This window comes from Mycobacterium haemophilum DSM 44634 (assembly GCF_000340435.2).
Lineage (GTDB): Bacteria > Actinomycetota > Actinomycetes > Mycobacteriales > Mycobacteriaceae > Mycobacterium > Mycobacterium haemophilum.
Map to the genome: position 1 here is coordinate 1,991,866 of NZ_CP011883.2, position 20,699 is coordinate 2,012,564.

21 protein-coding genes are annotated in these 20,699 nt (G+C 66.1%); 15 read left to right on the forward strand and 6 right to left on the reverse strand.

Annotation, left to right across the window (positions count from 1 at the left end; all coding sequences use genetic code 11):
- Positions 1-27: 27 nt before the first annotated feature.
- The 3 genes from B586_RS09470 to B586_RS09480 form a co-directional block, all read right to left on the reverse strand.
- The gene (locus tag B586_RS09470; RefSeq protein WP_047313904.1) at positions 28-2,199 is read right to left on the reverse strand and encodes an acyltransferase family protein; all 2,172 of its coding nucleotides are present in this window, start codon (positions 2,197-2,199) and stop codon (positions 28-30) included.
- Positions 2,200-2,347: 148 nt separating this feature from the next.
- Positions 2,348-2,986 carry an NlpC/P60 family peptidoglycan-binding protein RipD gene (ripD, locus tag B586_RS09475; RefSeq protein WP_047313905.1) on the reverse strand — a complete coding sequence of 213 codons (639 nt, stop codon included), beginning with the start codon at positions 2,984-2,986 and terminating at the stop codon, positions 2,348-2,350.
- A 349-nt stretch (positions 2,987-3,335) separates the two neighbouring features.
- Entirely contained in the window at positions 3,336-3,755 is a 420-nt protein-coding gene (locus B586_RS09480; RefSeq protein ID WP_047314018.1) for a hypothetical protein, read from the reverse strand.
- Between the two features lie 111 nt (positions 3,756-3,866).
- Here B586_RS09480 and B586_RS09485 point away from each other — a divergent pair, with 111 nt between their 5' ends.
- The 7 genes from B586_RS09485 (at position 3,867) to B586_RS09510 (ending at position 9,738) form a co-directional block, all read left to right on the forward strand.
- Positions 3,867-5,204: an adenosylmethionine--8-amino-7-oxononanoate transaminase gene (locus tag B586_RS09485; RefSeq protein WP_054880082.1), complete on the forward strand. Its 1,338-nt coding sequence runs from the start codon at positions 3,867-3,869 to the stop codon at positions 5,202-5,204.
- A 6-nt stretch (positions 5,205-5,210) separates the two neighbouring features.
- Positions 5,211-6,368 (forward strand): 8-amino-7-oxononanoate synthase, encoded by a 1,158-nt coding sequence (locus tag B586_RS09490; protein ID WP_054880081.1) that lies wholly within the window; start codon positions 5,211-5,213, stop codon positions 6,366-6,368.
- Positions 6,365-7,045: a dethiobiotin synthase gene (gene bioD, locus B586_RS09495; RefSeq protein WP_047313908.1), complete on the forward strand. Its 681-nt coding sequence runs from the start codon at positions 6,365-6,367 to the stop codon at positions 7,043-7,045. Before B586_RS09490 ends, bioD begins: the two co-directional genes overlap by 4 nt.
- Positions 7,045-7,572, forward strand: a complete 528-nt coding sequence (locus B586_RS09500) for a 2'-5' RNA ligase family protein (protein ID WP_054880080.1) — start codon at positions 7,045-7,047, stop codon at positions 7,570-7,572. The genes bioD and B586_RS09500 overlap by 1 nt, the downstream gene beginning before the upstream one ends.
- A 220-nt stretch (positions 7,573-7,792) precedes the next feature.
- Entirely contained in the window at positions 7,793-8,848 is a 1,056-nt protein-coding gene (gene bioB, locus B586_RS09505; RefSeq protein ID WP_047313910.1) for a biotin synthase BioB, read from the forward strand.
- A 24-nt stretch (positions 8,849-8,872) separates the two neighbouring features.
- Complete coding sequence (bsaP, locus tag B586_RS20070) at positions 8,873-9,100, forward strand: biotin synthase auxiliary protein BsaP (protein WP_082129463.1); 228 nt, start codon at positions 8,873-8,875, stop codon at positions 9,098-9,100.
- Positions 9,097-9,738 carry a DUF2567 domain-containing protein gene (locus B586_RS09510; RefSeq protein WP_054880079.1) on the forward strand — a complete coding sequence of 214 codons (642 nt, stop codon included), beginning with the start codon at positions 9,097-9,099 and terminating at the stop codon, positions 9,736-9,738. The genes bsaP and B586_RS09510 overlap by 4 nt, the downstream gene beginning before the upstream one ends.
- 6 nt (positions 9,739-9,744) lie before the next feature.
- Here the strand turns inward: B586_RS09510 and B586_RS09515 are convergent, their stop codons facing one another.
- Both B586_RS09515 and B586_RS09520 read right to left on the reverse strand, forming a co-directional pair.
- Positions 9,745-11,085 carry a lipase family protein gene (locus B586_RS09515; protein ID WP_054880990.1) on the reverse strand — a complete coding sequence of 447 codons (1,341 nt, stop codon included), beginning with the start codon at positions 11,083-11,085 and terminating at the stop codon, positions 9,745-9,747.
- Positions 11,086-11,217: 132 nt separating this feature from the next.
- Positions 11,218-11,937 carry an NUDIX hydrolase gene (locus B586_RS09520; protein ID WP_047313912.1) on the reverse strand — a complete coding sequence of 240 codons (720 nt, stop codon included), beginning with the start codon at positions 11,935-11,937 and terminating at the stop codon, positions 11,218-11,220.
- A 64-nt stretch (positions 11,938-12,001) separates the two neighbouring features.
- Here B586_RS09520 and nadA point away from each other — a divergent pair, with 64 nt between their 5' ends.
- Genes nadA through nadC form a run of 3 tightly spaced genes read left to right on the forward strand, consistent with a single transcriptional unit; the run spans position 12,002 to position 15,479 of the window.
- A complete protein-coding gene (gene nadA / locus B586_RS09525; RefSeq protein WP_211141620.1) occupies positions 12,002-13,042 on the forward strand; it encodes a quinolinate synthase NadA in 1,041 nt (346 codons plus the stop codon).
- Complete coding sequence (locus B586_RS09530; protein WP_231584578.1) at positions 13,042-14,622, forward strand: L-aspartate oxidase; 1,581 nt, start codon at positions 13,042-13,044, stop codon at positions 14,620-14,622. Before nadA ends, B586_RS09530 begins: the two co-directional genes overlap by 1 nt.
- A gap of 2 nt (positions 14,623-14,624) precedes the next feature.
- Entirely contained in the window at positions 14,625-15,479 is an 855-nt protein-coding gene (gene nadC, locus B586_RS09535) for a carboxylating nicotinate-nucleotide diphosphorylase (RefSeq protein ID WP_054880077.1), read from the forward strand.
- A 197-nt stretch (positions 15,480-15,676) separates the two neighbouring features.
- On the opposite strand, the gene B586_RS09540 is transcribed toward nadC, so the two are convergent.
- Positions 15,677-16,096 carry a nitroreductase family deazaflavin-dependent oxidoreductase gene (locus tag B586_RS09540; RefSeq protein ID WP_047314021.1) on the reverse strand — a complete coding sequence of 140 codons (420 nt, stop codon included), beginning with the start codon at positions 16,094-16,096 and terminating at the stop codon, positions 15,677-15,679.
- A gap of 145 nt (positions 16,097-16,241) precedes the next feature.
- On the opposite strand from B586_RS09540, the gene hisD reads away from it, so the two are divergent.
- The 5 genes from hisD to priA are packed head-to-tail and all read left to right on the forward strand — an operon-like array spanning position 16,242 to position 20,693.
- A complete protein-coding gene (gene hisD / locus B586_RS09545; RefSeq protein ID WP_156166351.1) occupies positions 16,242-17,570 on the forward strand; it encodes a histidinol dehydrogenase in 1,329 nt (442 codons plus the stop codon).
- On the forward strand, positions 17,567-18,700 hold the full coding sequence (locus tag B586_RS09550; protein WP_047313916.1) for a histidinol-phosphate transaminase: 1,134 nt from the start codon (positions 17,567-17,569) through the stop codon (positions 18,698-18,700). Before hisD ends, B586_RS09550 begins: the two co-directional genes overlap by 4 nt.
- Complete coding sequence (gene hisB / locus B586_RS09555; protein ID WP_047313917.1) at positions 18,697-19,329, forward strand: imidazoleglycerol-phosphate dehydratase HisB; 633 nt, start codon at positions 18,697-18,699, stop codon at positions 19,327-19,329. The genes B586_RS09550 and hisB overlap by 4 nt, the downstream gene beginning before the upstream one ends.
- On the forward strand, positions 19,326-19,946 hold the full coding sequence (gene hisH / locus B586_RS09560) for an imidazole glycerol phosphate synthase subunit HisH (RefSeq protein WP_054880076.1): 621 nt from the start codon (positions 19,326-19,328) through the stop codon (positions 19,944-19,946). Before hisB ends, hisH begins: the two co-directional genes overlap by 4 nt.
- Positions 19,947-19,955: 9 nt before the next feature.
- Complete coding sequence (gene priA / locus B586_RS09565; protein ID WP_156406744.1) at positions 19,956-20,693, forward strand: bifunctional 1-(5-phosphoribosyl)-5-((5-phosphoribosylamino)methylideneamino)imidazole-4-carboxamide isomerase/phosphoribosylanthranilate isomerase PriA; 738 nt, start codon at positions 19,956-19,958, stop codon at positions 20,691-20,693.
- The last annotated feature ends 6 nt before the right edge of the window (positions 20,694-20,699 follow it).

The following is a 20,699-nucleotide window of genomic DNA, read 5'->3' on the forward strand; positions in this document are numbered from 1 at the left end:
CGTTGGGGTGGGTCCTGGGTGCGCTAGCTACCACCAACCCGTGTTCGCTGCGATCTGCCGGCCGAGCTCGTCGGACAGGGTGCGCACGTAGGTGGGCGACAGGTGGTGAGCGCCATGGTAGATCAGCACGTTCCCTTCGACCGCGCGGCAGATATCCGGGCGGCAGATTGCGTCAGACACATCAAGTGGCTTGAGGAGCGGGAACTGCTCGACGAAATCCAGAGTGGGATTGCGATCGGCCAACACGTTGGAACGCTTGATGCCGCACGACACCGCGTTGCCGCCTTTGGCCAGGCAGTCCGCTGGATTGAACGGTTGGCCATTTTTGACTAGCCACGGGGTGTCGCGCATGCCGAGGATAGGAATGTTGTTGTCGGACAACGCTTGCCAGATCCCCAGGTAGGTCGCCGGCATCACGTCGCCGGCTTTGATGTTCCACGGTCGGGTCGATGTAGTGAACACGTAGTCGGGACGGTCGGAGAGCAACTTGGTCATCGTCGTTTGCACCCACTCGCGGCACTGCGGGTACGGCGCGTTGTTGCCCATGATCAGCGGGACTTGCTCGGTGGACAACGGGCAGCCCATTTTGAGATAGGTCACCACTTTGAAGTGGTGCAGCTGCCCAAGCAGGTCCAGCGCAGGTAGCCAGTGTTCTGCGTGCGACCCGCCCGCCAGCGCGATGGTCCGGCTGGCGGTGAGATCGCCGTAGGTGCAGTTGACCACGGCCGGGTTGACGAAGTCACTGATGCAGCCGTCCTTGGTGGAGGCCGGCAGGTCGTCCTTGATTTCCAGGACAGTGGGTCGCATCGGCAGGGTGGGTACCCGCACGTCGGTGGTCAGGGCACGCGCACCCGGATAGTCCTGGGCATTGAGGGCGCTGAGCTCCTTGCCGGCGGCGCGCAAAACGACGACGTGCTGGCGCCAGGTGAATGAGGTTGCGGTCAGCGCGACGCCCAGCAACACCACCATTGATCCCAACGCCATCGTCGGCCGGCGCAGGCGCAACTGCCAGCCGGCGGCCCGGGCGGGCGACGGGCATTCGGTGCTGACGGGTGTGCGGTACCGCAGCGGGTTCTCGACCAGCCGGGTGGTCAGGTACGCCAGCACTCCGGACACCAGCAGCAGCGCGGCGCCTTCGACGAAATTGGCGTGGTGGTGGCCGGTATAGGACAGCCAGAAGATCAGCAGCGGCCAGTGCCACAAGTACAGCGAGTACGCCATCGCACCCAACGCCACCAGCGGCGCGGTCGCTAGCAATCGATTGGGTAGCGGCATGTTGTCGCTGGTACCGGGACCCTGCCGGTTGGCCCCGGCAAGGATCATCAGCATCGCGGCCCCGACGGGCACCAATGCCCACGGGCCGGGGAATTCCTTGACACCGTCGATCAAGGCCCCGCAGGACAGGATCGCCGCCAGCGCGACGGTGGCGACGACCGTGCGTAGCCAGGCCGGCCAGCGAATATAGGGCACCGCCGCGCCCGCCAGCGCTCCCAGCAGCAACTCCCACGCGCGCGCGAAGCTGTTGTAGTAGGCCGTGGTTTGGTAAGCCTGATGAGCAAAGATTGCGTACCCGAAGGACGCGATCGTCAACGCGCCCAGCAGCGCCACGAACATGGTCCGCAGCTGGGTACCCAGTGGGCGCCTAAAGAGGTAGGCACATCCGGCAACAAGCAGCAGGAAGGCGATGTAGAACTGCCCCTGCACGGACATTGACCAGATGTGCTGTAACGGGCTGACGGCCTCGCCTGCCCGCAGATAGTTGGACGCCGTGCCGGCCAGCTCCCAGTTCTGGTAGTAGCCCAAACTGGCTAGGCTCTGGTCGGCGAACGTCTCCCAGCGAGTCTGTGGTTGCACCACGACGGTGAGCAACGCGCAGCCGGCGAGCATCACGACCAGAGCCGGAAGCAGCCGACGGACCAGCCGGATCGTTTCGGCTACCGGCGACAGCGAGGGGACCGGGTTGAGCGCGGCGCGAAGGATCTTGCCGCCGAAAAAGAACCCGGACAGCGCCAGAAACACGTCCACGCCGCCAGAAACCCGACCGAACCAGACGTGGAATATGGCGACCAACGCGATCGCGATACCGCGTAAGCCGTCGAGATCGTGGCGATAGAACCCCGAGGGCCCCGCAGCGCGCGCTGCTGGAGTAACGGGCTTCGCGGTGGCGACCGGTGGCGAAGGCGGTGACAGGGTCTGCATGATTGACCGCCAATTTACCGAAGACCGCCACCTGCTCCTGACTGCGCGCGCTCCGGGCGAGGCGGCTCATCGGATTCGCTGAACATCGATGCCGTCAGCGAGGGAGCAGGTGGCGGTGTTCGGCGGGCCGAGCAAGTCCCGGGAAGGGCTACCGCGCGGTACTGACCGGAGCGGGTCGCACTGGCACCTGCAAAGGCATGTGCTGCAAGGGTGCCCGCTGCGGTGGCGCTTGCTGCGGTGCTGGCAGGGTTGGCGGCTGCTGCAGGGGTGCTTGCGGCACTGGCGCCGGTTGGGTCCCGAGAATCCGGACCAGGTAAGGCGCCATGCCGTTGCTGCGCACTGGCGATACTTGGACGACGTCACTGACCTCGACCATCTGCCCGTTGCCTAAATACATCGCGACGCTTTGGGTGCCTTCGGGACCGTAGAAGATCAGGTCGCCCTTGCGTGCTTGCTGCGGTAGCACCTTCTGGCCGACTTTGTACATCTCGCCGGAGGAACGTGGCAGCTTAAGTCCGGCGCCGGCGTAGGCGTATTGGATCAGGCCCGAGGCGTCGAATCCGACAGTGTTGATACCGGTACCGGTGCCGCGAGTGGGGCCGCTAACACCGCCGCCGGCCCAGGAGAACGGCACGCCGCGCTGCGCGAGAGCGCGCGTGACGACGATGTCGGTGGCTTGCTGGTAGTCCATCGGCCTGGTGCCCGAGTCAGCGGAGGCGAGACCGCAGGTGAGCATCGGCGTCACCAGCAGTGCCAGGCCGATCACGAAGGCGTAGATGCGATTCATTTGGATACCAATCTTCTTGGCCCTCAAGGGCGTTTTTGGGCCTCAGCGCGGTGCCGTTGCGCATCGGCCGCTATTTCATGACTCACACGAGGTCTACTCGCTGGGGCCGAGCGCCGCCGCATGCCACTGGGGAACGTGAATCACCGCTGAGTCACATCAGTCACTGCAGTAACTTTTACAGCAGAAATTGCCGGTGGCCCATAGCTCACATCGTCCACCAAGGATTTTTTGTCGTAACGTGACCGGACGGTGACTGGTGCGCCCAATCGTGGTTGCACAGCTGTGATTTCGGTTTCACCATCCGCACACGTGTTGTCGCACCGTGCGGTGAACCACCACGGTGGCGCCGTCAGAGCCAATAACGTTCGCTGAAGGTGGTGATCAGGGAGCCTGTCACCGCGCTGACTATCAGGATGGTGAGCGACAAGACCGGCCAGAAGGACAGGTACCAACCCTTCAAGAGGGATACGAACGGCCCGATGCCGGCCGCGGCGATCGCTGCACCGATACCGCCCCACACCACCGGAAGGATCCACATATCGATTCCGTATGGCACCGGTCCGCACGTACCTGCCGGGCACACCGTCGTGACGAAACCGAAGAGCCGTACCGGCCAATCTGTCGCTGTGGCCAGCACGACGAGCAGCGTCAATAGCGCGACTGTGCAGGTCAGGTCCCAGACGGCCACCCGCAACCGGAGTGTCCGTGCTGGCTGGTCGTTGCAGTCATCAGCCGGAAAGGGGTCTTGGGGCTGATGCGGCGCAGCCATGCCGTCCAATGCTCCCCGATGGTCGGGGTTTGCGCGACCCACAGTAGGACGGCCCGAGACGGCCGAGTGTGGCGCCGGCGAATCCGCCCTCTTGCTTTACCCTCGATCTCTATGTCTGGGACTGTTTCGGGTCGGGGTCCCGGGTTGACGCCCGAGCAGATCGGCGCGATCGACGCCGCCCATCTGTGGCATCCCTACAGCACCATCGGTGCTGCGACCGGCTCTAAAGGCACGGGGGTGCTACCACCCGTGGTCGCGGTCGCCGCTCGCGGCGCGTGGCTGACGCTGATCCGCGACGGCAAGCCGATCGAGGTGCTCGACGCGATGAGCTCCTGGTGGACCGCGATCCATGGTCACGGTCACCCAGTGCTGGACGCGGCGCTGACCACTCAACTGGGTGCGATGAATCACGTCATGTTCGGCGGATTGACCCACGAACCTGCGGCCCGGTTAGCGCAGCTCCTAGTGGACATCACCCCGGCGGGTTTGGAGACGGTCTTCTTCAGCGACTCCGGGTCGGTTTCGGTGGAAGTCGCGGTGAAGATGGCGTTGCAGTACTGGCGCAGCCGCGGCCAGCCGGCCAAGCGGCGCCTGATGACCTGGCGTGGCGGCTACCACGGGGACACCTTCACGCCGATGAGCATCTGCGACCCCGACGGCGGCATGCACTCGCTGTGGACCGACATTTTGGCGCGGCAAGTGTTCGCCCCGCAGGTGCCCCGCGACTACGACCCCGCCTACAGCACGGCGTTCGAGACGCAACTGGCGCAGCACGCCGCCGAACTTGCGGCTGTGGTTGTCGAGCCAGTGGTGCAGGGCGCCGGCGGGATGCGTTTCCACGACCCGCGGTATCTGTGTGATGTGCGCGACATCTGCCGGCGGCACGACGTGCTGCTGATTTTCGACGAGATCGCGACCGGTTTCGGGCGTACCGGTGAGCTTTTCGCCGCCAACCACGCCGCGGTGAGCCCGGACGTCATGTGTGTCGGCAAAGCCCTCACCGGCGGATACCTGAGCCTGGCCGCCACCCTGTGCACGACCGATATCGCACACACCATCAGCGCCGGTGCGGCCGGCGCGCTGATGCATGGGCCCACGTTCATGGCCAATCCGCTGGCCTGTGCCGTGTCGGTGGCCAGCGTCGAGGTGTTGCTAGGCCAGGACTGGCGGTCCCGTGTTGCCGAAATATCGGCTGGCCTGACGGCCGGGCTCGAAGCCGCCCGGGGCTTACCCGGTGTGACTGATGTGCGTGTGTGCGGTGCTATCGGTGTTATCGAATGCGACCGGTCAGTTGACCTGGCCGTTGCCACCCCGGCGGCGCTGGACCGACGTGTCTGGCTGCGCCCGTTCCGCAACCTGGTGTACGCGATGCCGCCCTACATCTGCCCGCCCGTCGAGATCGCCCAGATCACCTCCGCGATGGTCGAGGTCGCGGGACTCGTAGGCTGAAGGCCGATGAAGGCCCCGATCGAGACGTCACCGCTGGCCTGGCTGGAGGCAGTGGAGCAACAGCGCCGCGGGGCCGGGCTGCGCCGCTCGCTGCGGCCGCGCCCAGCCGTTGCCACCGAGCTGGATCTGGCCTCCAACGACTATCTGGGCCTCTCCCAACATCCCGACGTTATCGACGGGGGTGTTGCCGCGCTGCGGGTCTGGGGTGCCGGCGCCACCGGATCTCGCCTGGTCACCGGCGATACCGCACTGCACCACGAATTGGAATCCGAGCTCGCTGAATTTGTCGGCGCCGCCGCCGGCCTGCTGTTCTCTTCCGGATACGCCGCCAACCTGGGGGCGGTGGTCGGTTTGTCCGGCCCGGGCTCGCTGATCGTCTCCGATGCCCATTCGCACGCGTCCCTGGTGGATGCCTGCCGGCTGTCGCGTGCGCGGGTGGTGGTGACACCGCACCGCGACGTCGACGCCGTGGACGCCGCGCTGAGGTCACGCCACGAGGAGCGTGCGGTCGTCGTCACCGACTCGGTGTTCAGCGCCGACGGTGTGCTGGCCGCTATCTCGGAGTTGCATGATGTGTGCCGTCGGCGCGGCGCGCTGCTCCTCGTCGATGAGGCGCACGGCCTCGGTGTGCGTGGTGGTGGGCGCGGGCTGGTCCACGAGGTCGGGCTGGCGGGTGCGCCCGACGTGGTGATCACGACGACCATGTCCAAGGCGCTCGGCAGTCAGGGGGGTGCGGTTCTCGGGCCGTCGGCGGTGCGCGCTCATCTGATCAATACCGCCCGTCCGTTCATCTTCGACACCGGGCTGGCACCCGCAGCGGTAGGCGCTGCGCGGGCCGCGCTGCGAATCCTGAAGGCCGAGACGTGGCGTCCGGAGGCGGTGCTGCGGCACGCCCGCACCCTGGCCACCATCTGCGATGTGCCCAAGCTGCCGCAGTCGGCGGTGGTCTCGGTGGTTTTGGGCGATCCGGAGGTAGCGTTGGCCGCCGCGACCGCCTGCCTGGACGCCGGCGTGCGGGTGGGCTGCTTCCGGCCGCCGACCGTGCCCGCCGGGACGTCACGGCTGCGGTTGACCGCGCGCGCGTCTCTCGACAGCGCCGAGCTGGAGGTGGCGCGGCAGGTGTTGACGGACGTTCTTGGTGGCCGCTCTGTGGTGCGCCGTTGACCGTCGTCATCGTTACCGGTACTGGCACGGGCGTCGGCAAGACGGTCGCCTGTGCGGCGCTGGCGTGTCACGCGCGTCAGGCTGGCCTCGACGTGGCGGTGTGTAAACCGGTTCAGACCGGAACTCAGATCGGAGACGACGACCTCGCCGAGGTGGCCCGATTATCTGGGATTACCGAACTCACCGGCCTGGCGAGATACCCGCAGCCACTGGCGCCGGCCGCCGCCGCCGAACACGTCGGGATGGCCTTACCCACCCGCGAGCAATTACTGGAGCTCATCGCCGGCCTGGATCGCCCCGGACGCTTGACTTTGGTAGAAGGCGCCGGCGGCCTGCTGGTCGAACTCGCCGACGCGGGCTCCACCTTGCGTGATCTCGCTGTCGAGCTAGGTGCGTTGGCACTGGTCACGGCCAGCGTGGAATTGGGCACCCTCAACCACACCGCGCTGACTCTGGAGGCGCTGGCCACCCGAGGGGTTTCGTGCGCCGGCTTGGTGATCGGCAGCTGGCCGGAGCGGCCCGGTGCGGCGCAGACATCCAATCGGTCTGCGCTGGCCCGGCTGGCTCCACTGCGGGCCACGCTGCCCGCCGGGGCCGGATCGATGCACGCCACGGACTTCGCGGCGTTGAGCGCGGCGGTCTTCGACCGGGACTGGGTAACCACGTTGGTCCGCTGATGGTGCATTCGATCGAGCTGGTCTTCGACCCCGACACCGAGTCGGCGATCCGTCGCATCTGGGACCAGCTGGCCAGCGCCGGAATACCCAGCCAGGCGCCAGCCAGCCGTCCGCACGTGACGTTGGCCGTTGCTGAACATATCGGCGCCGAGGTCGATGAGCTGCTAGGTCCGGTGAGCCAGCGGCTGCCGCTGGGCGCCACGATCGGTGCGCCGGTGCTGTTCGGCCGAGCCAACGTGGTGTTCGCCCGACTCGTGGTGCCGACCAGCGATTTGTTAGTCCTGCACGCCGAGGTGCATCGGCTGTGCTTTCCGGGCCCTCCAAGCACTCTGCCCACGGTGGTTGCGCCGCTGTCCAACATCCGGCCCGGCCAGTGGACCGCACATGTCACGTTGGCCCGTCGGGTCGGTGGTGCTCAACTCGGGCGGGCGCTGCGTATTGCGGGTCGGCCGTCACAGATCGACGGCCGCTTCGCCGGCCTGCGCCGCTGGGACGGCAACAAGCGCATCGAATACCTGATCAGTTGACCTGGTGGTGCGGCAACAAGATCGCGACGCTTCACTACGAGACGGCGGACCCAACCCCGCGGCGCGCCGGCGAAGCTGTCACTGGCTGACGGCATCGAGTTTGTTCAGGTGCAAACGGCTACCCTAACGTGAACACCGTTCATGTCAGGCCGCGAAGAGCCTGGTGGACCGCTTCGGTGTCCGCAAGCTCGGACCCAGTTAAGACGTGAAGGAGTACTGAGTGACTCAGGCGGCGACTCGGCCAACTAATGGTGATGGGGATACCGAAAACACTGACATCGCGGCTGACATTTTGACTCAGGCCCGCCGGCAGGTGCTAGAGCGCGGTGAGGGTCTGAGCCGGGATCAGGTGCTGCAGGTGCTGCGGCTACCCGACGACCGACTCGAGGAACTGTTGGCGCTAGCCCACGACGTGCGGATGCGCTGGTGCGGCCCAGAGGTCGAGGTCGAGGGCATCATCAGTCTGAAAACCGGTGGCTGCCCAGAGGATTGCCATTTCTGCTCGCAGTCTGGATTGTTCGCGTCGCCGGTGCGCAGCGCCTGGCTGGATATCCCCAGCCTGGTCGAGGCAGCCAAGCAGACCGCCAAGTCAGGTGCCACCGAATTCTGCATCGTGGCGGCGGTACGCGGGCCCGATGAGCGGTTGATGGCCCAGGTTGCGGCCGGCATCGAGGCGATTCGCAACGAAGTCGAGATCAACATCGCTTGCTCGTTGGGGATGCTGACCGCCGAGCAGGTGGAGCAGCTCTCGGGTATCGGCGTGCATCGCTACAATCACAACCTCGAGACTGCCCGCTCGTTTTTCACCAACGTCGTCACCACCCACACCTGGGAAGAGCGCTGGCAAACGTTATCGATGGTGCGAGACGCCGGCATGGAGGTGTGCTGTGGCGGCATCCTCGGCATGGGGGAGACACTGGAGCAGCGCGCGGAATTCGCTGCTGAACTGGCCGAACTCGGTCCCGATGAGGTGCCGTTGAACTTTCTCAACCCGCGGCCCGGTACCCCTTTTGGCGACCTCGAGGTGATGCCGGCCAGCGAAGCATTAAAGTCGGTGGCCGCGTTCCGACTGGCGTTGCCGCGCACGATCCTGCGCTTCGCCGGCGGCCGCGAGATCACCCTGGGCGACCTGGGCGCTAAGCAGGGCATGTTGGGCGGAATCAACGCGGTGATCGTGGGGAACTACTTGACCACGCTGGGCCGGCCCGCCGAAGCCGATCTGGAATTGCTCGACGATCTGCAAATGCCCATCAAGGCACTCAATGCCAGCTTGTAAGCCAGCCTGTAGAAATTAAGGACTGTGGTTCGGGATCTTCCTGCTCCGATTGGTGCGGGCGTCTATAACGTCTACACCGGGGAACCGGCGGGCGCTGCGACGCCCACAACGGCCCGGTTGGGCCTGGAGCCTCCTCGATTTTGTGCGGAATGCGGACGGCGGATGGTTGTGCAGGTTCGTCCCGACGGCTGGCGGGCGAAGTGCTCGCGGCACGGACAGGTGGACTCGGCTGACATGGAGGCACAGCGGTGACCGACCATTGCGCGCCGGGGGTTTCTGATGTCAGCTGCCCGCCGCTGGGGCGTGTGATGGTCGGGGTGGTGCTGGGTCTTGCGGTGACTGGTGTGTTGATCGGCGGGCTGTGGGCCTGGATTGCCCCACCGATCCATGCGGTAGTGGCGCTCACCCGGACGGGCGAGCGAGTACACGACTACCTTGGCAACGAGTCCGAGCACTTCTTCGTCGCGCCATGCCTGATGTTGGGCTTGCTGACGGTGGTGGCGGTGATGGTGTCGGTGCTGGCGTGGCAGTGGCGCGAGCGCCGTGGGCCGGGGATGGTTATCGGGCTCGCGATCGGCTTGATGACCTGCGCCGCTACCGCGACAGCGGTGGGGGCGCTGTTGGTTTGGATGCGCTACGGTGCCGTGAATTTCGACGCAGTATCGCTGTCAGACGACCACAAGGTGGCGCACGTCATTCAGGCACCGCCGGTGTTTTTCGCGCACGGACCGCTACAGGTAGCGGCCACCGTGCTCTGGCCGGCGGGCATCGCCGCGCTGGTGTATGCGGTGCTTGCGGCCGCGAACGGACGCGACGATCTGGGCGGTCAACCGGTCGTTGATAAGTCGTCGAAGGCGCTACCCATGGAGCCCGAAGCCTCCGTGCCGTAGCGGCCGTCAGGGCTGGTGGCGACGCACTTTCCTGCCGGTGATGACCTTGGCCGCGATCACCGCCAGTCGTATTAGGCCGACGTAGGTCGCCGGATTGAGCATCGTCGGCCAGCTGGTCCTGATCAGATGATCGGTCAGTGGTCGGCCGGCGAATCGGTCCGCGAGCCAGCCAAGGGTCATCGGGACAGACAGCGGGTGCAGGGACATGTGCTCGCTGAACGGGTCCCGGTGATAGGTCACGTTGGCACCGCCGGCCGAATAGGCGTCGGCCAGCACGTCGATGTCGTGGACGTCGATGAGATAGTCGTGGATGGCCTGCACGATCAAGACCGGTGGGGTGGGCACCCCGGAGCCCAGCTTGATGTTGTCGAAGACATGCGCAACCGTCGGTCTGGACAGGGTTTCTTCGAGCGGTTCGTCGAGATAGTCGCCGATGTCCTTTCCCGCCATCTTGATGACCGCGCCCACCGTGGTCATCTGCTCCAGCCGCGCCAGCAGGGCGCGTCCCTCGTCGTTAGCGTGCTCTTTGATGACCTTGTCCAGGGCAGGGTAGGTGTGTGAGAGTGCGGCCACTACCAGCGCGGGCAGACCTGAAAGAAAGCCGCCGTTGAGCCGGCGGAAGGTGTGGCCTGGGTCGCCGACCGGCGATCCCAGCACCGCTCCGACAATGTTCAGCTCAGGTGCGTACTCGGCACATACTTCGGCAGCCCACGCGCTGGCCAGCCCGCCGCCGGAATATCCCCACAGCCCGATCTGCGTCGCTGGGGACAATCCGATGCGCTCAGAGCTCAGGACGGCCCGGATGCCGTCCAGCACGCAGTAGCCAGGCTCATAGGGCGCGCCCCACAATCCGTGGGGGCCCTCGTGGTCAGGTACCGAGATCGCCCATCCCTCGGCGAGGGCAGCGATGATCATCAAAAGCTCGAACTGGGTCAGTGACCCGAGGGCCTTGGCCTTTCGGCGCAGCGCATAGGACGGAAAACAGCGGGACGACATGGCGTCGATCGCGCATTGATACGACAGCAGCGGGCAGGTCTGGCCGGGAGCAAACTCGGCCGGGAGGATCACCGTGGTCACCGTCGCCTCCGGCTTGCCGTTCATGTCCATCGTCCGGTAGAGCAGCTGGGTCGCGGTGAAGGGTTGCGGGATCAGGCCCAGGAACGCCACCTCGACGTCACGGGAGCGCAGCACGGTCCCGGGGGTGGCGTGCTGATAGCCAGGCGGCGGCTGGTAGAACGGGTCGTCCGACGGCAGCAGCGGGCGTACCTTGCGCTGCAACGTCTCGTGCAGCGCGCGGCCGATCCACTCCGCGCTGCTCGTCCCCGCCAGATTGCCGAGCTCCACCATCGAGGCTCCCTTCGTGGCCGTCCGGCATTCGTGGCCATGCGGCATTCTTCCGCATGAACGGCCGGTGACCAAACCATCGGGCCGTGTGGTTAGCGAGCTCACACTGGTGGTGCCCCAGTTACTACCGCGTGGCTAATTCCCGGGCGGCCGCAGCGCGGCAAATTCGTCAGTAACCCTCAACTGCGAGTCGGTGAATCGGTACAGCGCGGCCGGGCGTCCGCCGCTGCGGCCGGACTGCGCGATGGTGCCGGTCTGGGTAATGACGCCGCGGCGGGCCAGTACCCGTTGCAGATTCGTCGCGTCGACCTGATACCCCAGCGCGGCCCCGTAAATGTCACGCAGCGTTGATAACGCGAATTCCTTTGGAGCCAAAGCGAATCCGATGTTTGTGTAAGACATTTTGGCGACCAGTCTGGCGCGTGCGTGAGTCACCATCGGGCCGTGATCGAAGGCCATCGGTGGCAGCGTGCTCAGCGGGTGCCAGCGGGTGTCTGGCGGCAACTCGGGGGTGGCGGGGGAGGGCACCAATCCCAGAAAGGTAGACGCGATCATCCGAGTGCCCGGTAGTCGGTCAGGTTCGGAGAACACAGCGAGCTGCTCCAGATGTGCGAGCTCCCGAAGATCGACTTTTTCGGCCAGTTGGCGCCGAACCGAGTTGGTCATGTCCTCGTCGTTGCGCAGTTGTCCGCCCGGCAGCGACCACGCACCCCGTTGCGGATCCCGGGCACGTTCCCATAACAGCACGTTAAGCTGCGGTTTTTCCGGTTGCGGGGCTTCCTTCACCTGCTCGGCAACTCGGCGAACCTGGAACACGACCGCGAGCACTTCGTGCGCGGTGCTACCATGGGCCATGTTTTCGATTATAAGTCGAAAACCTCCGGTGCCGAAAGGAGCCGCCGTGACGGTGCTGAATGGCATGGAGCCGCTCGCCGGCGACATGACTGCCATGGTTGCCGGCATCACCAATTCACCGGCCGGCTACGCCGGCGTGGACGGGGACGAGCACTGGGCCGCCGAGATTCGCCGGCTGGCGCGATTACGTGGCGCCACTGTGCTTGCGCACAACTACCAGCTGCCCGCCATCCAGGATGTCGCTGACCACGTGGGGGACTCGCTGGCGCTGTCGCGGATCGCCGCCGCGGCGCCCGAGGACACCATCGTGTTCTGCGGCGTGCACTTTATGGCCGAGACTGCCAAAATCCTCAGCCCCAACAAGACCGTGCTCATCCCAGACCAGCGGGCGGGCTGTTCCCTGGCCGATTCGATCACCCCCGACCAGCTGCGCGCCTGGAAGGACGAGCACCCTGGCGCCGTGGTGGTGTCTTATGTCAACACCACGGCGGCGGTGAAGGCGCTCACCGATATCTGCTGTACCTCGTCGAATGCGGTGGACGTGGTCGAGTCCATCGACCCCAGTCGCGAGGTGCTGTTCTGCCCAGACCAATTCCTGGGCGCCCACGTCCGTCGCGTGACTGGCCGCAAGAACGTTCATGTGTGGGCCGGGGAATGTCACGTGCACGCCGGGATTAACGGTGACGAGCTCACTGATCAGGCTCGTGCACATCCCGACGCCGAGCTGTTTGTACACCCGGAATGCGGGTGCGCGACCTCGGCGTTGTACCTCGCTGGTGACGGCGCCTTCCCGCCGGACCGGGTGAAGATTTTGTCCACTGGCGGCATGCTCGCGGCCGCCAGCCAGACGCAGTCCCGCAAAGTTCTGGTCGCCACCGAGGTCGGCATGTTGTATCAGCTGCGCCGGGCAGCACCGGAAATCGACTTCCGCGCGGTCAACGACCGCGCGTCGTGCAAGTACATGAAGATGATCACCCCCGGTGCACTGCTGCGCTGTCTGGTCGAGGGCGCCGACGAAGTTCACGTCGACCCGGAAATCGCCGCGGCGGGCCAGCGCAGTGTGCAGCGGATGATCGGAATCGGGCAGCCGGGCGGCGGCGAATGATGGCCGGTCCCCAGTGGCGGCACGCTGCCGATGTGGTGGTAATCGGAACCGGCGCAGCGGGTTTGGCTGCCGCGCTGGCCGCCCACCGCGCCGGCCGCAGCGTCGTCGTACTGAGCAAGGCCGACCAGCAGCGCGGCGCGACCGCGACGCACTACGCGCAAGGCGGCATCGCAGTGGTATTGCCGGGCTCCGATGATTCTGTCGACGCCCATGTCGCCGACACCCTGGCGGCAGGGGCAGGCATGTGCGATCCCGACGCCGTCTACTCGATTGTCGCCGACGGCTACCGCGCGGTTACTGAATTGGTCGGTGCCGGAGCGCGTTTCGACGAATCGGTTCCCGGTCGGTGGGCTCTGACGCGCGAAGGCGGGCACTCGCGGCGACGCATCGTGCACGCGGGTGGCGATGCCACCGGCGCCGAGGTGCAGCGGGCGCTCGACCACGCCGCCGACGTGTTGGACATCCGCACTGGCCACGTGGCGTTGCGGGTACTACACGACGGCGCCGCGGTGAACGGGGTGTCGGTGCTCAACCCAGACGGATGGGGCATTGTCAACGCGCCTTCGGTGATCCTGGCCTCCGGTGGGCTCGGGCACCTCTACGGCGCGACCACCAATCCTGAGGGCTCCACCGGCGATGGGATCGCGTTGGCGCTATGGGCTGGTGTGGCGGTCAGCGATCTCGAGTTCATACAGTTTCACCCGACCATGCTTTTCGCGGCGGGTACCGGCACCGGCGGCCGGCGGCCGCTGGTCACCGAAGCCATCCGCGGCGAGGGTGCGATATTGCTTGATAGCAACGGCAATTCGGTAACAGCAGGAGTGCATCCCATGGGCGATCTGGCGCCGCGCGATGTTGTCGCGGCTGCCATCGACGCGCGGCTGAAGACCACCGGCGATTCGTGCGTTTACCTCGATGCCCGCGGCATCGACGGCTTCGCCGTCCGGTTCCCCACCGTCACCGCCGCATGCCGGGCTGCTGGCATCGACCCGGTCCGTGAACCGATCCCGGTTGTTCCGGGGGCACACTACAGCTGCGGCGGCATCGTCACCGATGCGTACGGCCAAACCGAGCTGGCTGGGCTATTCGCCGCTGGCGAGGTGGCCCGCACCGGGATGCACGGTGCTAACCGTTTGGCGTCCAACAGCTTGCTGGAAGGCTTGGTGGTTGGTGGCCGCGCCGGAAAGGCTGCGGCCGCACATGCGGCGGCGGCTGGGCGGTCATGCGCATCGAAGCTCGAGCCGGTCACCCATACCGCGCCGAAGCGGCGTGAGCTGCAGCGCGCGATGAGTCGAGACGCCGCGGTGCTACGCAACGCCGCCGGCCTGCAGCGGTTGTCCGACACGCTGGATGAGGCGCCGGTCCGCCAGGTGACCGGCCGTCGCGATTTCGAAGACGTCGCGTTGACGCTGACCGCCCGGGCGGTGACTGCGGCGGCCTTGGCGCGCAATGAAAGCCGGGGTTGTCACCATCGCGCAGAGTATCCGGTCGCCGTGCCGGAACACGCTCGCAGCAGCGTGCTCCGGCTGGCTGACGACCACAACGCGGTGCTGGTGGAGGCGCTGGCGGTGGTGGGTTGAGGATGCTGTCCGACGGCGAACTCGACGCGGCGCGAGACACCATTCGGCGCGCCCTGCATGAGGACCTGAGGTACGGGCTCGACATCACCACGCAGGCCACCGTGCCGGCCGGCGCGGTCGCCACGGCGTCGATGGTGCCCCGCGAGCCGGGCGTGATCGCCGGGGTGGATGTCGCGTTGCTGGTCCTCGACGAGGTGCTCGGCGCCGACGGCTACCGGGTGCTTGACCGCGTCAAGGACGGTGCCCGGGTGCAGCCGGGCCAGCCGCTGCTGACCGTGCAGGCAGCGGCCCAGGGGCTGCTGACCGCGGAGCGGACCATGCTGAACCTGGTCTGCCACCTATCCGGGATCGCCACCGTGACGGCGGCCTGGGTCGACGCCGTCCGTGGCACCAAAGCCAAGATCCGAGATACCCGTAAGACGCTGCCTGGCCTGCGTGCGCTGCAGAAGTATGCGGTGCGTGTCGGCGGCGGCGTCAACCATCGACTGGGGCTCGGCGATGTCGCATTGATCAAGGACAACCATGTTGCCGCCATGGGATCGGTGGTCGACGCGCTGCGGGCAGTGCGGGCAGCTGCACCGGAGCTGCCGTGTGAAGTCGAAGTGGACTCACTAGAGCAGCTTGACGCCGTGCTGGCCGAGTCCCCCGAGCTGATCCTGCTGGACAATTTCCCGGTGTGGCAGACACAAGCGGCGGTGCAGCGTCGGGACACCCGAGCGCCTGCTGTTCTGCTCGAATCGTCGGGCGGGCTGAGCCTGGAGAACGCGGCAACCTACGCGGGCACCGGCGTGGATTACCTCGCTGTCGGTGCGCTGACCCACTCGGTGCGGGTCCTCGACATCGGTTTGGATATGTAACTGCTTGCCGCCGGCGTTTGAGTGTGCACCCATGGCTTTGAGTGTGCGTACCGGGCGGAAAATCGCCTGAATTCCGCCCTGTGCACACAGTGGACGCGTCAACGCACACTCGACGCAACTGTTGCTTGCCCCACGGGAAGTGATCGCCGGCGATGACGGGCAGGACCGTCTTCGCCAGGGTGTAGGCCGGCACCGGCTCAGGCAATGTCGGCGACGAAGACCGCCATCCGGCGTAGCTGCACACGCACGATCCACGGCAACCGCTGCCTGTCCGGGCCGTCGGTGCCGGCGGGCAGAATCCGGGGGTTGATGATATGCACGTCGCGCCGGGTGAAGTGCACGTTGGCCTCGCCGGCGGCCAGCACGTTTTTGACCCAATCAGTTTTGCCGTGGCCCAGCGCGATCGCCAGCACGTCGCCTTTACGGTAGGCGGTCACGATGGTCTGATACGGCTTGCCGGACTTGCGACCGTGGTGGGTGATGGTAGCGGTACCTGGCAGGTACGGCGCGATTGGTTTGAGCGCCGGGTTCATGTATTTGATCTGGAAGCGCTCGAACCAGGGCGGGAATATCATCGGGACGCCCGGGGCGTTATTGGGGTGATCCTTGGCGGACATGGCGGCTCCCTTGAGCGGACTTTCCTCAACGCGGATGCAATCGCGGTGTAGGCCCGTTACCGGCACTGTACCGGCTGGATATCGACTTGAGCTGCTCTGGGACAATGGTCCTCGTGAGGTCATCGTGAGCATCACGCCACCACCCCTGATAGCCCGCATTGACCTGCGGGGCGCGGAGTTGACGGCTACCCAGTTGCGAGCCGCGCTGCCGCGCGGTGGCGCTGACGTGGAGGCCGTGCTGCCTACGGTGCGGCCGATCGTGCAGGCCGTCGCTGAGCGCGGGGCCGAGGCGGCTCTGGAATTCGGGGCGACGTTCGACGGGGTGCGGCCCGCCACCGTCCGGGTGCCCGGCGCCGCGCTAGACGCCGCGCTGGCTGACCTGGACCCTGATGTCCGTGCCGCGCTGCAGGTGATGATCGAGCGGACCCGGGCCGTGCACGCTGACCAGCGTCGTACCGACGTCACCACCGCGCTCGGCCCCGGTGCGACGGTCACGCAGCGGTGGGTTCCTGTCGAGCGGGTGGGCCTGTATGTGCCCGGCGGCAACGCGGTGTATCCGTCCAGCGTGGTGATGAACGTGGTGCCGGCGCAGACCGCGGGTGTCGAGTCCCTGGTGGTGGCCAGCCCGCCGCAGGTTATTTCCGGTGGCCGGTTTCCCGGACTGCCGCATCCGACGATTCTGGCCGCGGCCCGGCTGCTGGGAGTCGACGAGGTCTGGGCCGTCGGCGGGGCGCAGGCGGTGGCGTTGCTGGCCTACGGTGGCACCGATTGTGACGATCGCGAGCTGGCACCGGTCGACATGATCACCGGGCCCGGCAATATTTACGTCACCGCCGCCAAGCGACTATGTCGCTCCCGGGTGGGCATCGACGCCGAGGCCGGCCCGACCGAGATCGCCATCCTCGCCGACCACACCGCCGATCCAGCGCATGTGGCTGCCGACATGATCAGCCAGGCCGAGCATGACGAGCTGGCCGCCAGTGTCTTGGTGACCGCAAGTACGGATCTGGCTGATGCCACCGACGCCGAACTGGGTGCCCAGCTACAGACCACTGTGCATCGGGAACGGGTGGCGGCCGCGCTGGGGGGATGCCAGTCGGCCATCATCCTGGTCGACGACCTGGACGCCGGCGTCAAAGTGATCAATGCCTACGCAGCTGAGCATCTGGAGATCCAGACTGCCGACGCACCACGAGTTGCCAGCCGAATACGTTGCGCCGGAGCAATTTTCATCGGCCCGTGGGCGCCGGTCAGCCTCGGCGACTACTGCGCCGGGTCCAATCACGTACTGCCGACCGCGGGCTGTGCCCGGCATTCCAGCGGCCTGTCGGTGCAGACCTTCCTGCGCGGCGTCCATGTCGTCGACTACACCGAGGCGGCCCTCAAAGACATCTCCGGGCATGTGATCACGCTGGCCAAGGCCGAAGACCTGCCGGCGCACGGTGAGGCGATACGGCGGAGGTTCGAGCGATGAGCGTGCCTGAGCCCACACTCGGCGATCTGCCGCTGCGCGAAGATCTTCGCGGCAAGTCACCTTATGGCGCGCCACAGTTGGCGGTTCCAGTGCTGCTGAATACCAACGAGAACCCGCACCCACCCACCAAGGCGTTGGTCGGCGATGTCGTGCGGTCGGTGCAAAAGGCGGCCGTCGACTTGCATCGCTACCCCGATCGCGATGCGGTGGCGTTGCGTCACGACCTGGCCGCTTACCTCACCGCGCAGACCGGGACTCGGCTTGGTGTCGAAAACATTTGGGCTGCCAATGGTTCCAATGAGATTCTGCAGCAGCTGCTGCAGGCGTTCGGTGGGCCGGGGCGCAGCGCGATCGGCTTTGTCCCGTCCTACTCGATGCACCCCATCATCTCCGACGGCACCCACACCGAGTGGTTAGAGACCGTCCGCGCCGAGGACTTCAGCCTTGATGTCGAGGCCGCTGTCGCGGCCGTCGCCGACCGCAAGCCCGATGTGGTATTCATCGCCAGCCCCAACAACCCGTCCGGACAGAGTATTTCGCTGGCCGATCTACGGCGGCTGCTCGACGTGGTGCCGGGGATCTTGATCGTCGACGAGGCCTATGGCGAATTCTCTTCGCGGCCCAGCGCGGTGGCGCTGGTCGGCGAATATCCGGCCAAACTTGTTGTCACCCGCACCATGAGTAAGGCGTTCGCCTTCGCCGGCGGCCGGCTTGGATACTTGATCGCCACGCCAGCGCTGGTGGAAGCGATGCTGCTGGTGCGGTTGCCGTATCACCTATCGTCGGTCACTCAAGCGGCGGCCCGGGCGGCACTACGGCACGCTGATGACACCCTGGGTAGTGTCGCGGCGTTGATCGCCGAACGGGAACGGGTAACAAATTCGTTGACCCGCATGGGCTTTCGGGTAATCCCCAGCGACGCAAACTTCGTACTGTTCGGACAATTCGCCGACGCGGCCGCCGCTTGGCAGCATTACTTGGACACCGGGGTGCTGATTCGCGACGTCGGTATCCCCGGCTACCTGCGCGCTACCACGGGTTTAGCCGAAGAGAACGACGCGTTCCTTAAAGCTAGCGCCCAGATCGCTGCCACCGAATTGGCCCCAACCACCCCAGTAGGAGCCCCGTGACCAACACCGAAGTAGGGCAAGCAACGCGTCGCGCACGCATTGAACGCCGCACTCGCGAATCCGATATCGTCGTCGAACTCGACCTCGACGGCACCGGGCAGGTCCACGTCGATACCGGTGTCCCGTTCTATGATCACATGCTGACCGCGCTGGGCAGCCACGCTCGCTTTGACCTGACCGTGTGTACTAAAGGTGACGTGGAGATCGAAGCCCATCACACCGTGGAGGACACCGCGATTGCGCTGGGGCAGGCGCTCGGGCAGGCGCTGGGCAACAAGAAGGGTATCCGCCGGTTCGGCGACGCTTTCATCCCGATGGACGAGACCCTGGCCCACGCCGTAGTCGATGTATCCGGCCGGCCCTACTGTGTGCACACCGGGGAGCCGGATCACCTGCAGCACACCACTATTGCCGGCAGCTCGGTGCCGTACTACACCGTCATCAATCGGCACGTGTTCGAGTCCCTGGCGGCCAACGCCCGCATCGCGCTGCATGTGCGCGTCTTGTACGGGCGCGACCCGCACCACATCACTGAAGCGCAATACAAGGCTGTCGCGCGTGCGCTGCGTCAGGCGGTCGAACCCGATCCTCGGGTGTCGGGTGTGCCGTCAACCAAAGGTGTTCTGTGAGAAGTAAATCGGTTGTCGTTCTGGATTACGGCTCGGGTAACTTGCGGTCGGCGCAGCGCGCGCTGCAGCGGGTTGGCGCCGAGGTCGACGTTACGGCTGACTCAGTTGCCAGCGCCGCCGCTGACGGGCTGTTGGTGCCCGGCGTCGGCGCGTTCGAGGCGTGCATGACAGGTCTGCGGAAAATCGCGGGGGAGCGGATCATCGCCGAGCGGATCGCCGCGGGACGCCCGGTGTTAGGGGTTTGTGTCGGCATGCAGATCTTGTTCGCCCGCGGTGTCGAGTTCGGCGTAGAAACGACAGGCTGTGGGCAGTGGCCGGGCGCCGTGACCCGGCTCGACGCCCCGGTGATTCCCCATATGGGCTGGAACGTAGTCAATTCCGCGCCCGGCAGTGCGCTGTTCAAGGGCTTAGACGCTGGTGCCCGGTTCTATTTCGTGCACTCCTACGCCGCACAGCGTTGGGAAGGCTCATCCGAGGCGCTGCTGACATGGGCTACGCACCAAGTACCGTTTTTGGCCGCGGTGGAAGACGGACCACTGGCTGCCACCCAGTTCCATCCGGAGAAGAGTGGGGACGCTGGGGCAGCCGTGCTGAGCAATTGGGTCGGGGGACTTTAAAGGATGCCAGTGATGTCGCTGATACTTTTACCCGCTGTCGACGTGGTCGAGGGGCGCGCCGTGCGCCTGGTTCAAGGAAAGGCCGGTAGCGAAACTGAGTACGGTTCAGCATTGGACGCCGCACTGGGCTGGCAGCGTGACGGTGCCGACTGGATTCACCTGGTGGATCTGGATGCCGCGTTTGGCCGCGGTTCCAACCGTGAACTGCTCGCCGAGGTGGTGGGTAAGCTCGATGTGCAGGTCGAGCTATCCGGCGGTATTCGCGACGACGACTCGCTGACTGCGGCGCTGGCTACCGGCTGCGCACGGGTCAACCTGGGGACGGCGGCCCTGGAAAACCCGCACTGGTGCGCACGGGTGATCGCCGAGCACGGTGACAAGGTCGCCGTGGGCCTGGACGTCCAAATCGTCGGCGGTGAGCACCGATTGCGCGGACGCGGCTGGGAAACCGACGGTGGAGACCTGTGGGACGTGCTGGAACGCCTTGATGGCCAAGGGTGTTCGCGGTTTGTTGTTACCGATGTCACTAAGGACGGCACGCTGGGCGGTCCCAACCTCGACCTGCTGGCAAGTGTCGCCGATCGCGCCGACGCCCCGGTGATCGCGTCCGGCGGTGTTTCCAGCCTGGACGACCTGCGTGCCATCGCTGCGCTCACCGGCCGCGGGATCGAAGGCGCCATCGTGGGCAAGGCTCTCTACGCCGGGCGGTTCACCTTGCCGCAGGCACTGGCCGCGGTGCAGGTGTAACCCCGC